Annotated in this window: 13 protein-coding genes; 9 read left to right on the top strand and 4 right to left on the bottom strand. The window is 72.2% G+C overall.

Annotated elements, in window-relative coordinates:
* The first annotated feature begins 604 nt into the window (after positions 1-604).
* From ACN6LD_RS39790 to ACN6LD_RS39760, 7 genes are all read left to right on the top strand, one after another.
* Positions 605-1048, top strand: coding sequence for an Lrp/AsnC family transcriptional regulator (locus tag ACN6LD_RS39790; protein WP_319194858.1), 444 nt, complete (start codon positions 605-607; stop codon positions 1046-1048).
* 64 nt (positions 1049-1112) lie between these two features.
* On the top strand, positions 1113-4070 hold the full coding sequence (locus ACN6LD_RS39785) for an aminotransferase (protein ID WP_445045697.1): 2958 nt from the start codon (positions 1113-1115) through the stop codon (positions 4068-4070).
* Positions 4071-4205: 135 nt separating this feature from the next.
* Entirely contained in the window at positions 4206-5960 is a 1755-nt protein-coding gene (locus tag ACN6LD_RS39780) for a diacylglycerol kinase family protein (RefSeq protein ID WP_445045696.1), read from the top strand.
* Position 5961: 1 nt separating this feature from the next.
* The gene (locus ACN6LD_RS39775) at positions 5962-6915 is read left to right on the top strand and encodes a YihY/virulence factor BrkB family protein (protein WP_319194864.1); all 954 of its coding nucleotides are present in this window, start codon (positions 5962-5964) and stop codon (positions 6913-6915) included.
* Positions 6916-7683, top strand: coding sequence for a phosphatase PAP2 family protein (locus ACN6LD_RS39770; RefSeq protein WP_445045695.1), 768 nt, complete (start codon positions 6916-6918; stop codon positions 7681-7683). It begins immediately after the preceding gene.
* 181 nt (positions 7684-7864) lie between these two features.
* Positions 7865-9394, top strand: a complete 1530-nt coding sequence (locus ACN6LD_RS39765; protein WP_445045694.1) for a metallophosphoesterase family protein — start codon at positions 7865-7867, stop codon at positions 9392-9394.
* 94 nt (positions 9395-9488) lie between these two features.
* On the top strand, positions 9489-9854 hold the full coding sequence (locus ACN6LD_RS39760; protein WP_445045693.1) for a hypothetical protein: 366 nt from the start codon (positions 9489-9491) through the stop codon (positions 9852-9854).
* A gap of 214 nt (positions 9855-10068) precedes the next feature.
* Here ACN6LD_RS39760 and ACN6LD_RS39755 read toward each other — a convergent pair whose 3' ends face one another.
* The 3 genes from ACN6LD_RS39755 to ACN6LD_RS39745 form a co-directional block, all read right to left on the bottom strand.
* Positions 10069-10902, bottom strand: coding sequence for a PIG-L family deacetylase (locus ACN6LD_RS39755; RefSeq protein WP_445045692.1), 834 nt, complete (start codon positions 10900-10902; stop codon positions 10069-10071).
* Positions 10903-11501: 599 nt separating this feature from the next.
* The gene (locus ACN6LD_RS39750; protein WP_445045691.1) at positions 11502-12191 is read right to left on the bottom strand and encodes a class F sortase; all 690 of its coding nucleotides are present in this window, start codon (positions 12189-12191) and stop codon (positions 11502-11504) included.
* 129 nt (positions 12192-12320) lie between these two features.
* Positions 12321-12806: a sortase gene (locus ACN6LD_RS39745; protein WP_445045690.1), complete on the bottom strand. Its 486-nt coding sequence runs from the start codon at positions 12804-12806 to the stop codon at positions 12321-12323.
* 530 nt (positions 12807-13336) lie between these two features.
* Between ACN6LD_RS39745 and ACN6LD_RS39740 the strand changes: the two genes are divergently transcribed.
* Both ACN6LD_RS39740 and ACN6LD_RS39735 read left to right on the top strand, forming a co-directional pair.
* Positions 13337-13840 carry a hypothetical protein gene (locus ACN6LD_RS39740; RefSeq protein ID WP_445045689.1) on the top strand — a complete coding sequence of 168 codons (504 nt, stop codon included), beginning with the start codon at positions 13337-13339 and terminating at the stop codon, positions 13838-13840.
* A 260-nt stretch (positions 13841-14100) separates the two neighbouring features.
* Entirely contained in the window at positions 14101-14934 is an 834-nt protein-coding gene (locus tag ACN6LD_RS39735) for a class I SAM-dependent methyltransferase (RefSeq protein WP_319197894.1), read from the top strand.
* 96 nt (positions 14935-15030) lie between these two features.
* On the opposite strand, the gene ACN6LD_RS39730 is transcribed toward ACN6LD_RS39735, so the two are convergent.
* Positions 15031-15798 (bottom strand): class I SAM-dependent methyltransferase, encoded by a 768-nt coding sequence (locus ACN6LD_RS39730; RefSeq protein WP_445045698.1) that lies wholly within the window; start codon positions 15796-15798, stop codon positions 15031-15033.
* Between the last annotated feature and the right edge of the window lie 194 nt (positions 15799-15992).

Genomic DNA, 15992 nt, shown 5'->3' with positions numbered 1-15992 from the left:
AAAACGCTCGGCTGGGAAACCCCAGCCGAGCGCCTGTCTAAACTGCTCGCGGCCTAGACACACCGACCACGTGTTGCAACGACCGCTAGAAACTGCCCGGCGAGGGCGGCGGCCTTCATCAGAGTGCGTCTGCTGAGGCGAGCTGAGGACATGGTGCGGCTCCGTGTGTCGGGGGCAGGGCGTGAGGGAGCGGACTGCCGACCGGGGCACGGTCTCGTCGCCGCCCCGATCAGGAGACATCGGATGGATTTATAGAGGCATCGTGGTGGTCACGTCTAGGCGTGGGCAAGACTGGCGACAAAGAGGCCGGAAAAAAGGTGCACTTTGCAGGGTGTCGCATCTGACGCGGAAGGACACAGGGAGCGGAGTCACGGATACATCGGATCTATATCGGGTAGGCCTCCCCTCGATGAGGCGGACGAGTCGCCTGCGACAGATCGGGATACGGCGCGGACGGCACCCGATCGGCAGGCGCCCGGGTCGCGCTCACGGGGCCGCCCACGCTCGATTCCTTCGTCGAGACGCTTGATTCGAGCACGAAAATCCCGCATGGTGACGGAACTGCATGCGCGTTCAGCTGTTTCAGGCGGAGGGGAAGTGCTCGATGGATGACATCGACCGGGCCATCCTGCGGGAGCTCCAGGTCGACGGACGTATCCCGTACGCCGACCTCGGACCCAAGGTCGGACTGTCGCCCTCGGCTGCGAGACTGCGGCTGCAGCGGCTGATCGACAACAAGGTCGTTCAGGTCGTCGGGGTGACCGATCCGATGACCATGAGCCGGCAGACGATGGCACTCCTGGGCCTGCGCATCGAGGGAGATTCCCGCGCAGTGGCCGACGAACTGTCCCAGCACGACGAAGTCGTCTACACGGTCCTGACCTCCGGCCGCTACGACCTGTTCGCCGAGGTCGTGTGCAGCAGCCCCCGCGCGCTCCTGGATTTCATCAACGACGTCGTCCGGGCCGTCGACGGCATCGCGTCAGTGGAGAGCTTCCCCTACTTCGCGATCCACACCCACCGCTTCCTGTGGGACGTCGACCAGTAACGCCCGAAGCCCCGAGCACCCGCGCCCTGAACCCCGGGTCCGTCCAGCCACCGAGGAACCCCGCATGCCGCACGACGAACACCGCGCCGTCGACTTCTTCGCCCACGGCGCCCTTCCGGCACCGCAGGTGACCGCCGACCAGGCCGAGCGCATCGCCGACCGTCACCTCGGCTTCACCGCTCGTGCCACGCCCCTGGGAAGCCAGCAGGACGCCAACTTCCTGCTGCGCGCGGACGACGGGACGGCCCAGGCGATCCTGAAGATCGCCAACCCCGCCTTCGGCCCGGTGGAGATCGACGCCCAGGACACGGCCGCCGATCTGATCGCAGCCGCTCACCCGGAACTGCGCGTCGCGACGGTTGTGCGCCGCTCCGACGGCTCCCCGCGCCGCACCACGGTCGACACCGACGGCGGACCGGCCGTCGCCCGGCTCCTTCGTTTTCTGCCGGGCGGATCGCTCACGGGTTCCCGTCACCTGGCCCCGGTCACGGTGACTGCCATGGGCGCCCTCGCCGCGAAGGTCAGCAGCGCCCTGCGGGACTTCCGGCACCCCGGCCTCGAGCGTGTGCTCCAGTGGGACCTGCGGCACGCACCCCGTGTCGTCGCCGAGCTCGCCGACCACATCGAAAAGCCGGACCGGCGCGCCGCCGTCCGCACCGCGACCGCCGATGCCTGGGCCGCGGTGGAGGACCTCGCGGCCGCCCTGCCGTCGCAGGCCGTGCACCTGGACCTCACGGACGACAATCTGATCCGCTCCCTCCCCGGACACCCACCGATGCCCGACGGCATCATCGACTTCGGTGACCTGACGACGAGTTGGGCGGTGAGCGAACTGGCCGTGTCGCTGTCCTCCATGCTCCACCACGACGGCGTCGAACCCCACCATGTGCTGGCCGCCGTCCGGGCCTTCCACGCGGTGCGGCCGCTCTCCGCGCAGGAGGCGGAGGCGGTGTGGCCGCTCGTGGTGCTGCGCGCCGCCGTCCTGGTGGCCAGCGGGCATCAGCAGGCCGCCGTCGACGAGGACAACGTGTACGCCACGGCCGCCCTCGACCACGAGTGGCTCATCTTCGAGCAGGCCACCCGGCTGCCCCATCAGGTGATGACCCGCCTCGTCAAGGACGCGATCGGAGCGGGCGACGCGCCGGCCCGAGCCGACACGCCCGCGCACGGTCTGCTGCGCGGCACGACTGCCGCCGACATCGCCTTCCTCGACCTGTCCACCGGCGCGGACTCCATGGACCACGGGGCGTGGCTCGCGGCGGACGCCGAGCACCGGCGGGCGCTCGCCGCGCTCGCGGACGGAGCCCCCGTGGTGGCCACGCATCACGCTCAGGCACGGCTCACCCGGGCTCCGGCTCTGTCGGCGGAGTCTCCCGCCACTGTGCCCACCGGTGTCGACCTGTGGCTCGGGCAGGCCGTGGTGGCGCAGGCTCCCGCCGGAGGAGAGGTCCTTGCCGCGGCACCGGGCCGCATCCGGATCGCCTATGGCGCCATGGCGCTGACGCTGTCCTTCCCGGACACGGTCCGGCCGGCGGTCGACGCCGGCTCGACGGTCCGGGCGGGTGAGGACCTCGCCGATCTGCCCGCCGGAGCAGCGGTCCACGTGGCGCTGACCGCCGCCGACGGCCTCGTCGTGCCCACCCTGGTCCGTCCCGAGTACGCGGCCGGATGGCTCGCGCTCACAGCCGATCCCGCCCCCCTCCTCGGGCTCCCGGCCGCCGGCCGCGCGCAGCCCGCGGACCTGCTGGAGCGGCGGGGGGCCGTGTTCGCGACCGTGCAGGGGCACTACTACGCCGACCCTCCGCGCATCGAACGCGGCTGGCGTCACCACCTGCTGTCCGTCGACGGCCGTTCCTACCTCGACATCGTGAACAACGTCACCCCGCTGGGCCACGCCCACCCCCGCGTCGAACAGGCTGTCACCCGTCAACTGCGACGGCTCAACACCAACTCGCGGTTCCACTACGCCTCGGTCGTGGAGTTCACCGAACGTCTCGCAGCCCTCCTGCCCGGGCCGCTGGACACGGTGTTCCTGGTCAACTCCGGATCCGAGGCGGTGGACCTCGGCCTGCGCCTCGCCGTCGGAGCCACCGGACACCACGACGTCGTCGCGGTCCGCGAGGCCTACCACGGCTGGACCTACGCATCGGACGCCGTGTCCACGTCGCTCCAGGACAACCCGAACGCCCTGACGACGCGGCCGAGTTGGGTGCACACCGTGGACTCCCCCAACGCGTACCGCGGGCGGCACCGCGGGGTGGAGGCCGGGCGCTACGGGCCGGAGGCCGCTGCGGTCATCGATGAGCTGGCCGCGTCGGGGCGCCCGGCCGGCGCCTTCGTCAGCGAGACCTTCTACGGCAACGCCGGGGGAGTGGCGCTGCCCGACGGCTATCTCGCCGAGGTCTACGCGGCCGTCCGCCGCCACGGCGGCCTCGCCGTCGCCGACGAGGTCCAGGTGGGCTACGGCCGTCTGGGGCACTGGTTCTGGGGGTTCGAGCAGCAGCAGGTCGTGCCCGACGTGGTCTGTGTGGCCAAGGCCATGGGCAACGGCCACCCACTCGGCGCCGTCATCACGTCCGAGGCGGTCGCCGATCGGTACCGGGACCAGGGGTACTTCTTCTCCTCCACCGGGGGCAGTCCGGTCTCGAGCGTCGTGGGCCTCACCGTCCTGGACGCTCTGCGCGACGAGGACCTCCAAGGCAACGCGGTACGGGTCGGAGGCCGCCTGAAGAGCCGGCTGCAGGCGCTGGCGGGAACCTACGGGGTCATCGGCGCCGTGCACGGCTCGGGCCTGTACCTCGGCCTCGAACTCGTCCGTGACCGCGACACGCTGGAGCCCGCCACGGAGGAGACCGCCGAACTGTGCGATCGCCTCCTCGACCTCGGCGTGGTCGTACAGCCCACCGGCGACCACCTCAACATCCTGAAGATCAAACCCCCTTTGTGCATCGACGACGAGGCCGTCGACTTCTTCGCCGACATGCTGGACCGCGCCTTCAGGGAGCTCGGACACGACGGCTGACAGAGCCGGGACGCCACTCACGGAGGGCGAGTTGCTCGCCGACGGCAGGTCTGCGCGGCGCTTTCGGGGGCAGACGGCGGTGCGTCGGACTCCATGCCTCGGGCCGACGAGCCGTGCCTACCCGTGGGAGAACTGATGCCGACCGCCGCACCGGAAAGACCGGCCGAGCTTCCTGGCCGCAGACCAGGGGCCGACCGGGCCGGCCGCTCGTTCGCGCTGCCGAGGGGCACAGGACAGGCCGCCGCGCGCATCGCGGCACTGACGGTCTGCCAGGGCGCGGTCATGGTGGGATGCGGGCTGCTGATCACCGGGCCGGCTCGGGGACTGTGGCCGATGACCGTCGAGGACGACGTCAACGAGGGCCTGGAACGCGGCCGGACCGGCACCCTCACCACCCTGTCGTTCCTCGGATCGGAGGCCGGCAACACCCTCACCGTGATCGCCGTCACGGTCCTGGCCTGCGCGGCTCTGATCCTGATACCGCGGCTGCCGTTGTGGCGTCAGGCGGCCTTCCTCGCCGTCGCCGTGTCCCTGCAGTCACTGGTCTTCCTGATCATCACGGAGGCGGTGGACCGTCACCGGCCCGAGGTGGACCGCCTCGACGCCTCTCCCCCCACCTCCAGTTACACCTCGGGCCACACCGGCGCGGCCACCGCGATCTACGGCGGACTCGCGGTGCTCGCGCTGTCCCGGCTCCGCGGGCCGTGGCGGCGGATCGTCGGCGCTGTGCTGCTGGTCGTTCCCCTCGTGGTCGCCCTCGCCCGCCTCTACCGGGGCATGCACCACCCCACGGACGTCATCGGCGGGCTGCTCAACGGCAGCCTTTCCCTGCTGATCGTCGGCCGCACCCTGCTCACCGGCGCCACCGTGACCGCCGCGCCCGACGCGGGCCCGGCACCGTCCTCGACGAGCACGCGAACGAGCCCGGGCGCACCGGACGACCGCCACGCCGCGGTGATCTTCAACCCCACAGTGACCGGTGAAGCCGATCGAGAGGCGCTGCGCGGCGTCCTGGACAGGCACGGCTACCGCGTACCGGTGTTCATCGCGACCACGGCCGAGGACCCGGGCACCGGTCAGACAGCCGGCGCGCTGCGGAACGGCGCGGGTCTGGTCGTGGTCTGCGGCGGTGACGGCACCCTGCGTGCCGCCGCGGACGCGCTGGCCGGCAGCGGGGTACCGCTCGCCGTCGTGCCCTGCGGCACCGGCAATCTGCTGGCCCGCAACCTCGGACTGCCCCTGACTCCCACCGACGCGCTCGACGCCGCACTGCGCGGCACGCCGCACCGCCTCGACCTCGGCCGCATCGAGGGCGACGCCCTCCCCGCCACCCACTTCGCCGCCATGTCCGGGGCGGGTCTCGACGCGGCGATCATGGAGCGCACCGACGATCGGGCCAAGTCCGTCCTGGGCTGGCCCGCCTATGTGCTGGCCGGCGTCGGCGCCCTGCGCACCCCGCGGATGCGCCTGACCCTCCGGCTCGACGACGCGCCCGCCCTGCGCCGCACGGCCCGCATGGTGCTCGTAGGCAACGTCGGCACCGTGCAGGGCGGGACGACGCTCCTGCCCGCCGCCCGCCCCGACGACGGTCTCCTCGACCTGTTGCTCCTCGACCCGCGTGGCGTGGCCGGCTGGACGCGCGCACTGACGACGCTGGTGCGCGGCGGTGCGAAGGGGGCCCGGCAGGCGCCCGCGGACACCGCCTCGGCGGAGGCCGGCGACGGCAGCGGCACACCGGTGGAGTTCTTCACCTTCCGGCGGGCCGAACTGACCTTCGACTCCGCGCAGTCCCGAGAGCTCGACGGAGATCCGGTGACGCAAGGCCGGCGGCTCACCGCCGAGGTCAGGCCGGGCGCGCTGACCGTGCTCCTGCCCGCCGGGGGTCGGTGACGTGGGTACCGCGACCAAGGTTCCCGAGACCCGCGACATGAGGGGCGACGAACTGTCCGCCGACGAAGCGCTGGCGGCGTTGCGCCGCTACGGCCGCTGGGCCCTGCTGCGCGACTCCTTCGTGCGTTTCCGGTACGCCGACGGCTTCACCCACTCCCGCGCGCTCGCCCTGCAGACCGTCCTGTCGGTGATCCCGCTGGCCATCGCGTTCGTCGGTCTCTCCACGACGCTGCACACCGAGAACATCGGCCGGATCGCCGAGCTGACGATCCACCGGATCGCCGAGGGGCCCAGCGCCGAAGTGGTCGACGACGCGCTGAGCCGCAGCCGCCGCACGGCGGGCGACGGCGCGCAGATCGCGCTGTGGTTCGGTCTGCTCTTCTCCCTGGTCAACACCACCACCGCGATGTGCCAGATCGAGCGCGGAGCCAACCGTATCTACGGCAACGAACGCGACCGGCCCTTCGGCCAGAAGTACCTGCGCGGCCTGGTGATGTCCGTCACCGCCGGACTGCCCCTCGGACTCGGCTTCGTCGTGATGGTGGCCGGCGGCGACCTCGCCTCCGCGGCGGTGACCGTCTACCGGCTCGACGGAGGCGCCCATGCCGCCTGGCAGATACTGCGCTGGCCTTTCGGACTGCTGCTCGCGCTCATCTCCGCCAGCGTGATCTTCCGACGGGCGCCCCGCCGCAGACAGCCCGGATACACCTGGCTGGCCTTCGGCGCCGCCGTCTACCTGGTGCTGTGGACGACGCTCACCTGGCTGCTGAGCCTGTACCTCGGCATCAGCGGCTCCTTCGACACGGTCTACGGCCCGCTCAGCGCTTTCATGTCCCTGCTGCTGTGGGCCTACCTGACCTCCATCGCCCTCTTCCTCGGGCTGGCGTTCGCCGCGCAGCTGGAGGCCGCGCGCGCCCTGCGGTCCGACCCCGTCGAACCCGATCCTGGAGTCTGAATGGCTGTGCGAGCCGCGGTCCTGCACCTTCGAGACCGTCGCCGGGCGGCCGACCGCAGATTCGGTGTCCGGCTCCTCGGGGCGGCCGTCGTGGCCGCCGTCGCCGCGGTGCCCTTCGCGCTGCTGCTGATCCTCGTCGAGGGCCGGTGGACGCCGTTGCGCCGGGTGGACGTGAGCGCCGCCGAGCGACTTCACCGGACGGCCGTGACCCATCCGGCGTGGACCCGGACCCTGCGCTTCCTCTCCGACTGGGTGTGGGACCCCGCCGTGCTGCGGACGATCGTCGCGCTCCTGACGGTGTGGCTGCTGTACCGCAGGGCCTGGCGGCTGGCCGCATGGTCCGCCGTGACGGCGGTGGCGGGCGGAGTCATCGGCCTCGTCGTCAAGACGGTCGTCGAGCGGGCCCGGCCCTCCCTCGAGGATCCGGTGGCGCACGCGCCGGGATTCTCCTTCCCGTCCGGTCACGCCATGACCGCCACCACGTCGTTCGCCGTCCTGCTGCTGGTCCTGCTGCCCCTGGTGCCGCGGGCCTGGAGGCCTCTGTGCTGGTGCGTCGCGGTGGCGTCCGTGCTGGGCGTCGGCTTCACCCGCGTCGCGCTCGGTGTGCACTGGTTCAGCGACGTGGTCGGCGGCTGGCTGCTGGGTCTGGCCGTCGTCGCCCTCACCGCGTGGGCCTTCGAGGCCTGGCGCGCCGATGCGGGCCGGGCACGCACCGAGGTGACCGAGGGACTGGAACCCGAACTCGTCGACGCCCGCCCCGAGCCCTGACCGACGGGAGAACGGGTTCCGGCTGCTTGCTTCCCACCCGCCCTCGCAGGTTTCGGCCGTGTAGGCCGTTCGCCGTCGTCGTCGCGCGCCGTTCCCGCAGCGGCGCCGACGATGTCGGATGTGTGCCCATCAGGCGATGACGCCTGCCGGTTTCCGGGCACCCGGACGGAGGTACGTGAGCGTGAGACATCGCATCGTCGGTCTCGCCGTGGCGGCTGTGCTGGCGGCGGCGGTCCCGGCCGGCGCGACGGCTCCGGAGCCCCCACCCGGATACGGCGACGCGGCGCCGTCGCGCCCGACGGACCCGCCCGGGTACGGGAACGCGCCGCCGCCGGGGCCGACCACTGCGCCGCCGGGTTCCGCGCTGAACGGTGAGGCCTGGGCCTGGACCCAGCTGACCAGCGACGGCACCCATGTCCGCTACGTGTCCACGGACTCCAGCGGCACCTGCCCCAGCGTCGTCTACACCTACGGGGGAAGCCGGCGCACGGATCCTCTGCGCCGGGTGAGCACACCCATGGGGTCGCAGTTCCCGACGACCGTCTGCGAGGCCCAGGTGCGCCTGACGGCGTCCGACGCGATGCTGGCGCCGGCCACGGTGCGTGCGGCGGCCCTGCATCCTTCGAACGGTCGGCTGCCTCTGCCGAACTGGACCACGGCCACGCGCCCCGCGAGGATCGGCGTGATCGGCGACACCGGCTGCGAGCTTCCCGTTCCGGCAGGCGATCCCGCACAGGACTGCGCGAACGGCTGGCCGTTCCAGCGCGTCGCGAACAGCGTCGCCGCCCGGACCCGGCCGGATCTGGTGATCCACGTGGGTGACTACCTGTACCGCGAGAACCCCGGCAGGGCCAACGACAAGCCGCAGAACCCGGGTTGCACGACCCTCGCCGACAGGGCCGCCTGGGCCTGTGTGGTGGCCGACTTCTTCAGGCCGGCGGAACGGCTGCTGGCGACGGCTCCCGTCGTGCTGGCCCGCGGCAACCACGAGGACTGCAACGCCAGTCAGAAGGGCGGCGCGGGCGGCGCGTGGTTCCGCTACCTCGCCGACGAACTGCGCTCCAACGGCACCTGCAGCCTGCTCGGTCAGCCCGCGGTGATCCGGGCGGGCACCCTGACCCTCGCCTCCGTGGACTCCTCGCTCGCCGACCGCGACGACGACGGGAGCAGGGCGAACCAGGCGACCTACGCTGCGCAGTTCGACGCCGTCAACCAGGCGGCGGCGCAGGCGCCCGGCGACGTCATCGTGGTCACGCACAAGCCACTGTGGATGGTGAAAGCGGCCGGGCAGACCCCTGGGGCGGTCACCTGGGCGACACACGTCCTCGACGGGGCCGTCGCCGACAGCCAACTCCACCGCCTGCAGACCAAGGTGCGCATGGTGCTGTCAGGGCACTTCCACCTCGCCCAGAAGCTCGACTTCGACAGCACCCGCCCGCCCCAGCTGACCCTGGGTTCCTCGGGCGGACCCCTGGACAACGGCCCGGTCGACGGCAACGTCGAGCTGCAGTCCATCGGTACACCGGCGGAGCAGGTGCACCAGTCGGTGACCAAGCTGCTGGCCCCGGGAGGCCCGGGGATCTTCGGGTACGGGGACCTCCGCTACGACGGCGCCACCTGGAATCTCACCTTCCGTGACCGCGACGGGGACCGTCTGGACGGCAGTTGCCGGTTGAGCACGAGCACCGACCACCGCAACTTCGTCTGCTGAGAGCCGGCCCCGGATTCCCGCGCAGCAAGCAACCTGTGCCTCGAACCGGCCCTCTATGCTGGCCCCGGAGCAGGACAGGGGGAAGGGGCAGCTGATGGAATGGTTCTGGTGGGTTCTCATCATCTTCTGGACGGGCGGCTTCGCCTGGGCCGCCGAGAACGTCCGTACCGCACTGCGCAATCGGCATGAGCGCAAGTTGCAGCTGCTGGAAGCGGCGAAGCAGGAACGGCTGGCGGTCGAAGCGGCGCACAAGCCGCCGGAGCCGGTGTGCGGATGCACGCACCATCTCGCCAAGCACGACAAGCGCGGCCAGTGCCACGAACGCGTCGAATTGCCCACCGCCTGGGACGAGAACAAGAAGCCGCTGCGCTACGAGGCCGGCCGGTGCAACTGCCAGCAGTACGTGGGACCGCAGCCTCTGTCGCAGGTGTTCGCCGAGGACCTGACCGACCTCGCCTGACCAGGACGGGCAGGGCGTGTTCCCCGGCCGTCCGGCGCCGGGCGACCGCGCGCACCCACGGTGACGCCGTGGGTGCGGCGGGCCTCTGACGCCGTCGCACCCACGGCGCCGGGCACCACCCCGGGCCGGCGCTGTCGGGGCACCGCAGCGCCGGCCCGGATCAGGCGCCGCGGCGGCCTGGACCGTCCGCGAGGGCATTTGGCGGGCCGGTGGGTCAGCGCAGTCCGGCGAAGAGATCACTCTCGGGCGAGGCCGCGCCGGTGGTGTCCTGGACACGCACGAAGGTCTCGACGCCCATCAGCTCGGTGAACTTCTCCTTGCCCATCCTGAGGAAGAAGATGTTCTCGCCCTGGCTCGCGTGTGCGGCCAGGGCATCGTACTTCTGGCCTCCGAACGCGGAGGTGTCCACCCAGGTGGTGATCTCCTCGTCGGGGAGTCCGATCTCGGCCATCGCGGCGGTCTCGGCGGGATCCGGCTCCTGCTGGTCCCCTCCGAACTCGCGCATGACCTCCCCGAACCGCTGCATCATCGAGCGGGGCGCCGTCGTCCAGTACACCTTCGGTGTCGGCTCGGTCATCGCCAGCGCCGCCATCGTGATGCGGTTGGCCTGGATGTGGTCGGGGTGACCGTAGAAGCCGTTCTCGTCGTAGGTGACGACCACGTCGGGCTGGTAGCGCCGCAGAAGTTCCGCGAGCCGGGCGGCTCCCTCCTCCACGGGCGTCCGCCAGAACGAGCCGGGGGCATCGTTGGTCGGCCAGCCCATCATCCCGGAGTCGGTGTAGTCCAGCGTCTCCAGGTGACTGATCTTCAGGACCTCGCAGCTCGCCTCGAGTTCTGCACGCCGCATCAAGGCGACGGCCGCCGGGTCGTGCCCGGGGTCGCCCGGCTTGACACCTCCTGGTCCGTCACCGCAGCCGCCGTCGGTACACGTCACGAGAACGGTGCGCATGCCCTCCGCCGCGTACCGTGCCAGGACGCCCCCGGTTCCCGTGGCCTCGTCGTCGGGGTGCGCGTGTACGGCCATGAGCGTCAAGGGCCGGTCCGTCATGAAACATCTCCTGTGTGAGTAAGGCTTCGGTCGGAGTCTGCGGCGGCCGCTGAGTGGCCCCCTGCACACTCGCCACGCTTGGGAAGGCGGTCCAGCGCGAAACGCGACGCAGGTCCCTCCGTGACCTGGACCGACGTGCGTCGGCATCGGTCCGGCCGCCGTCCTGAGAAACCTCCCGGGCGCCGCGTCCATTCCCACATGCGCGAAGTACCGGCTGCGGGCGCTCCCGGTCTCCGTGCGGGGCGTCAGGCGGGCGGGTCACGAGCAGACGACGACGGTCGGGTCCTCGCTGGGCGCGGGTGGCCGGCCCTTGAACCGGCGCGGGCCGTGCGCCGCGGGACGGCCCGACGCGCCGAGCGCGGAGGCCGGACGCCTGCGGCCGAGGTCCGGCGGACACATGGACGGTCTGCGGGCGCTCCAGGAGGCAGGCGCCATGACGAAACAGGGCGAGGGCCGGCCGGAGGTGCGTTGGGCGTACGAGGTCATCGTCTAGGCGGCGATGGGGCTGGTGCTGCTGACAGTGCCGTTCGCAGGGGTCTGACCGTCATGAGCGGGGGCGGGTCGTTCGCACGGCACGTTCGCACGGCGGTGCGACGACCTCACCTCACCGCGATGAGCGTCGCGTAGACCACGAGGTTGCCCTGGTATCCGGTGTCCCTGGAGTAGCCGCCTCCGCAGGTGATGACCCGCAGTTCGGCCCGCTCGGAGCCCCCGTACACCTTCTCGCTCGGGAAGCGCTTCTTGTCGTAGACCTCGAGAGCGTCGACGGTGAACACGGCTGTCCGCCGGTCGGCCCGGTCGATCTCGACGGTGTCGCCCTTGGTCAGCGCGCCGAGCTCGTAGAAGACGCCCGGGGCGCCGCCGGGCAGGTCCACATGGCCCGTGGTGACGGCTGTCCCGGGGGATCCCGGCGCCGTGCCCTCGCTGTACCAGCCGGCGCGGTGGGGAGGGTCGGCGGGCGGGGGTTCGAGCGCCCCCGACGAGTCGAGGTGCAGCTTGGTGACAGGGGCGCTCACGTTCACGGCGGGGATCCGGAGCCAGAGCGGGTCCGCGGGCGGGAGCGGGGTCACGGCGGGGTCCGCCGCCGGTGCGGCGGTGCGGTGGACCGTGGCTCCGGGCCGTTGCGAGAACGCCTGGCCTGCCGAAGGCTGCGGTGGCTGCCCCTCGTGCACCGCGCCGGCCACCAGCAAGGCCCCTGCCACGAGTGTCCAGGCCAGGAGCCTGCCCGAAGGGATGAACGAGGAGGACGACGGGGGAGAGGAAGCGTCGCCGGTCTGCCTGGGAGCCATCGCGGTGGGTTCTTTCCTCGCAGCGGGGGAGAGGGGGCGAGGGAGGCAACGGGCTCCCGGCGGCTCCCGGGACCGGGCAGGCTCCGGAAGCCGCCGCAGGCAGCGAGGGAGCCGCCGGGGAGCAGACGGTCAGTCGCCTTTCGGGGTCGCGCGGTGACGCCTGCGCACCAGCACCCCGGCGGCGGCCGCGCCGACCAGCGCCGCGCCCAGGGCGAGTTGTGAGGCTCCCTGCCCGGTGTCTCCGAAGCCGGCCTCGACGGCGCCGTCAGGCCGGTGCGCAGGGAGCTGATACGAGTCGGTGATCATGATCCGTGGCGGACACTTGACGATGACGGTGTCGGTCGACGTGCCTTCCGGCACCGTGAACTCACCGGTGAGAACACCCTTGGTCTCGCCTCCGAAGAGGTGGAACGCCCCGGCGGTCTCGGACTCGCCCTTGCCGTAGGTCACGTCCGGACCGCATGCGGTGGTGCTCACGGTGACGGTGGAGCCGTCGGCGGTCTGCCGCGAGCGGATGTCGAGACCTGAGTCTCCGGCGGCAGCGGCGACCGGAACCTGAAGAGCCAGAATGCCGGCCATCAGGCCGATGCCGATGCCCACACGTGTATTGCCCACAAGAACCCCTTCAGCGAAGCAGCGTCCGGTCTGTTGCACGGCGCCCGAAGTATGCGCACCACCGTCGAGACAACCGACGCTGTGTCACCTCCGCAACGTGACGGATCGACACGGGCCTCGCTCGGACGGGCGTACCGATGGTCAGGGCGCGGGTATTCACGCAGGTCAGGGATGCGCGGGTCGAATGACGGAGGAGCCGTCAGAAGTCGGCGAACAGGCTAACGATCCCGCACCGAAGCGCGCGGGCGCCCTTGGTGAGAGGCGCCGTCGTGGTGCCTGGCGGAGAGGGCGTCAGTTCGTTGCCATGCGAGGTGGAGCGGTGCCCGGGCGGGGTGCTGCCTCGGGTGGCCTTCCTGTCGTCGTAACCCCGCGAGCCGGCCCGCTCAAGGCCGGTGGGCCAGGTGCGGGCGAGAAGGCGCCATCCGGCCCTGTCAGCCTGAGGGCGCCTGCGCGGGCCGTGGTGTCACCCGTGCCGGTGATCATCGGCGAGACGGCCCCACCGCTGTGCCCGACGTCGCCATCCTTTGAACATGCGCCGCCCGCTCTCCCTCGCCGTCGTCCTGGCCTGCGTCCTGCTCGCCGGAGGTTGCGTCTCCGTCCCCTCCGACGCCCCGCCGCCCGTCCCGCGTGCCGCCGCGGCCGCCGCGCTCACGCCGTCCCCGCCGCCGTCGGCGACCCAGGCCGCCGCCCGTACCGCCCTCGTCGCCACCGCCCCCGTCCACAGGACGGCGAAGCGGCCCACGAACCGCCGTGCCGCACAGCGGCATCCCTCGGACGCCGCCGGGCGCGAGCGCTCCCGCGACGTCCCGCAGGCGCAGCGGCCGCACGGGGCCGTGCGCTCCGCGCCGACCCGGCCCTCGGTGCCGCGCACCCGTCATCGTGACACCGCCCGCACCGTGCCCGGCCACCGGCCGACGCGGCCGCGCACCGCCCGCCCGGCGTCCACCTACGACCTGCGCACCGTGTGCGGCTGGGCCCGCCAGGCACCGGCAGCAGCCGGCGCGGCCACACTCTGTGACTCCTACGTGCGCTGAACCGCCCGGGCGGCCAAGCCCCTGTGCACCGACGGCGCCGTGTCCGTCGATGCCGCGACCGCGCGCTTGACGGTGACTGGGGCCCCGCAGAGCGGCCGACGGTCGGCTGCTCTCAGCCTCGTGCAAGGCCCGGCACCGACGCCCGAACCGTGAGACAGTCGTAGGAGGCGCCGAGGCGGTGAGACGCGGGCGCGCCGGTCCGAGACGGCGGCCACCGCCCGGCACCGTACGCACACGGTGCGGCTGCGGAGGGATCCGTCATGACCGAGGCGAGCGAAGCGATCCGTGCGGACCAAGCGCTGAAGGCGAAGCACCGGGCCATGTGGGCGCTGGGCGACTACCCCCTCGTGGCCACGGACGTGATCCCCGACCTCGGGCCGGAGCTCGTACGGGGAAGCGGCGTGCAGCCCGGCACGCACGTGCTCGACGTCGCGGCCGGTTCGGGGAACGCCGCCATCCCGGCCGCTCTCGCGGGAGCCGACGTGGTGGCCGTGGACCTGACACCGGAACTGCTGGAGGCCGGACGGCAACTCGCCGCAGAGCGCGGCGCGCGACTGGAGTGGCGCGAGGGCGACGCCGAGGCGCTGCCGTTCGCGGACGCCGAATTCGACACGGTGGTCTCGTGCGTCGGTGTCATGTTCGCTCCGCACCACCAGCGGGCGGCCGACGAACTGGTCCGCGTGTGCCGGCCGGGCGGCAGCATCGGTCTGGTCAACTGGACCCCGGAAGGGTTCATCGGGCAGATGTTCGCCGCCATGCGCCCGTACGCGCCCCCGCCTCCGCCCGGAGCGCAGCCGCCACCGCTGTGGGGAGACGAGGATCACGTGCGGTCTCTGTTCGGCGACCGGGTGAGTGCCCTCGACGCGGATCGCCGGCGGCTGCGCGTCGACCGGTTCGCCCGGCCCGAGGAGTTCCGGGAGTTCTTCAAGTCCTGCTACGGCCCGACGCTCGCGGTGTACCGTGCCGTCGCCGACGACCCCGACAAGGTGTCCGCCCTCGACGCGGCGCTCACGGAACTCGCCGCCCGGCATCTCGCGAACGGGACGATGGAGTGGGAGTACCTGCTGGTCAAGGCCGAGCGGAACACCGGCTGACCAGTCCGTACCGGCCCTACCGGTGCGAGACGCGGCACGCCGGACGGCATCCGGTGAACGGCGGCGGTGAGCGCCGTGTCGACCGGTCGGAGAGCGTCACTCCTGAGGGTGAGCGGTGTAGACCGTCGCGGTCATCGCCGCCGTCACAGGACCGGTGCCGAGCCGGTCCGTCATCCTCTGCGTGACCGAAGCACTGATCGACTGCGCGTCGTCCCAGGCCTCCAGAGCGGCGCTGACCGGTGTGCCGGTGAGGAACCCGGTGGCCACGGAGGCGGCCGACGCCGCGACCCCGTCCAGCGTGACCTCGTCGGCGGCCCCCAGAATCAGCCCGGCGGCCGCGAGGTCCGAGGCGACCAGCGCCGGATCCGTGTAACCGTGGGGCACGTCTTCGAGGAACACGGGCGCTCTGCCGGGCATGGTCTCCTCCAGGGCGTCCTGGAAGGCCGCCGCGAACCCGTGCGTGGCCAGCGGGCCCCAGCTGTTGAACAAGAACCGCCCTCGCGGAGCCAGGACCCTGCGCACCTCCGCGTAGGCGGCAGGTCGGTCGGGAAAGAACATCACCCCGAACTGGCACACGACGAGGTCGAAGCCGCCGTCCTCGAAGGGCAGTTCCTGGGCGTCCGCCTGCTGCCAGACGGCACGCGGCTCGCGTGCCGACCCGGCGGCGACCATCGCTTCGTTGAGGTCGCTGGCCACCACCGAGGCCGTGGGCGCAGCGGTGAGCAGGGCCGAGGTCAACGCCCCGGTCCCCGCGGCGAGCTCCAGGACCGTTCGGGGTCGCAGCGCGGCTGCCCTGGCTGCCAGGTCGGCGGCGAACGGGCGGAAGAAGACCGGCACGAGGTGCCGGTCGTAGGCCTCGGGCATGGACCGTGCCCACCGCCGGTTCGCGTCGTCTGCGTTCACTCGACAGACAGTAACCCCGTGCCGGGCGCGACGGCTCACGGCAGGCTGGCCGCTGCTCCCGCTGCCCCCTACGGTCCCGGACGGCCCTGAGCCGGCGTCGCGTGAGAGGGCTGCGCCTCGGGGGGGGGGGGGGGGGGGGGGGGGGGGGGGGGGGG

Source organism: Streptomyces sp. SAS_272 (assembly GCF_052543235.1).
This window is presented reverse-complemented; position numbering and strand designations above follow the sequence as displayed.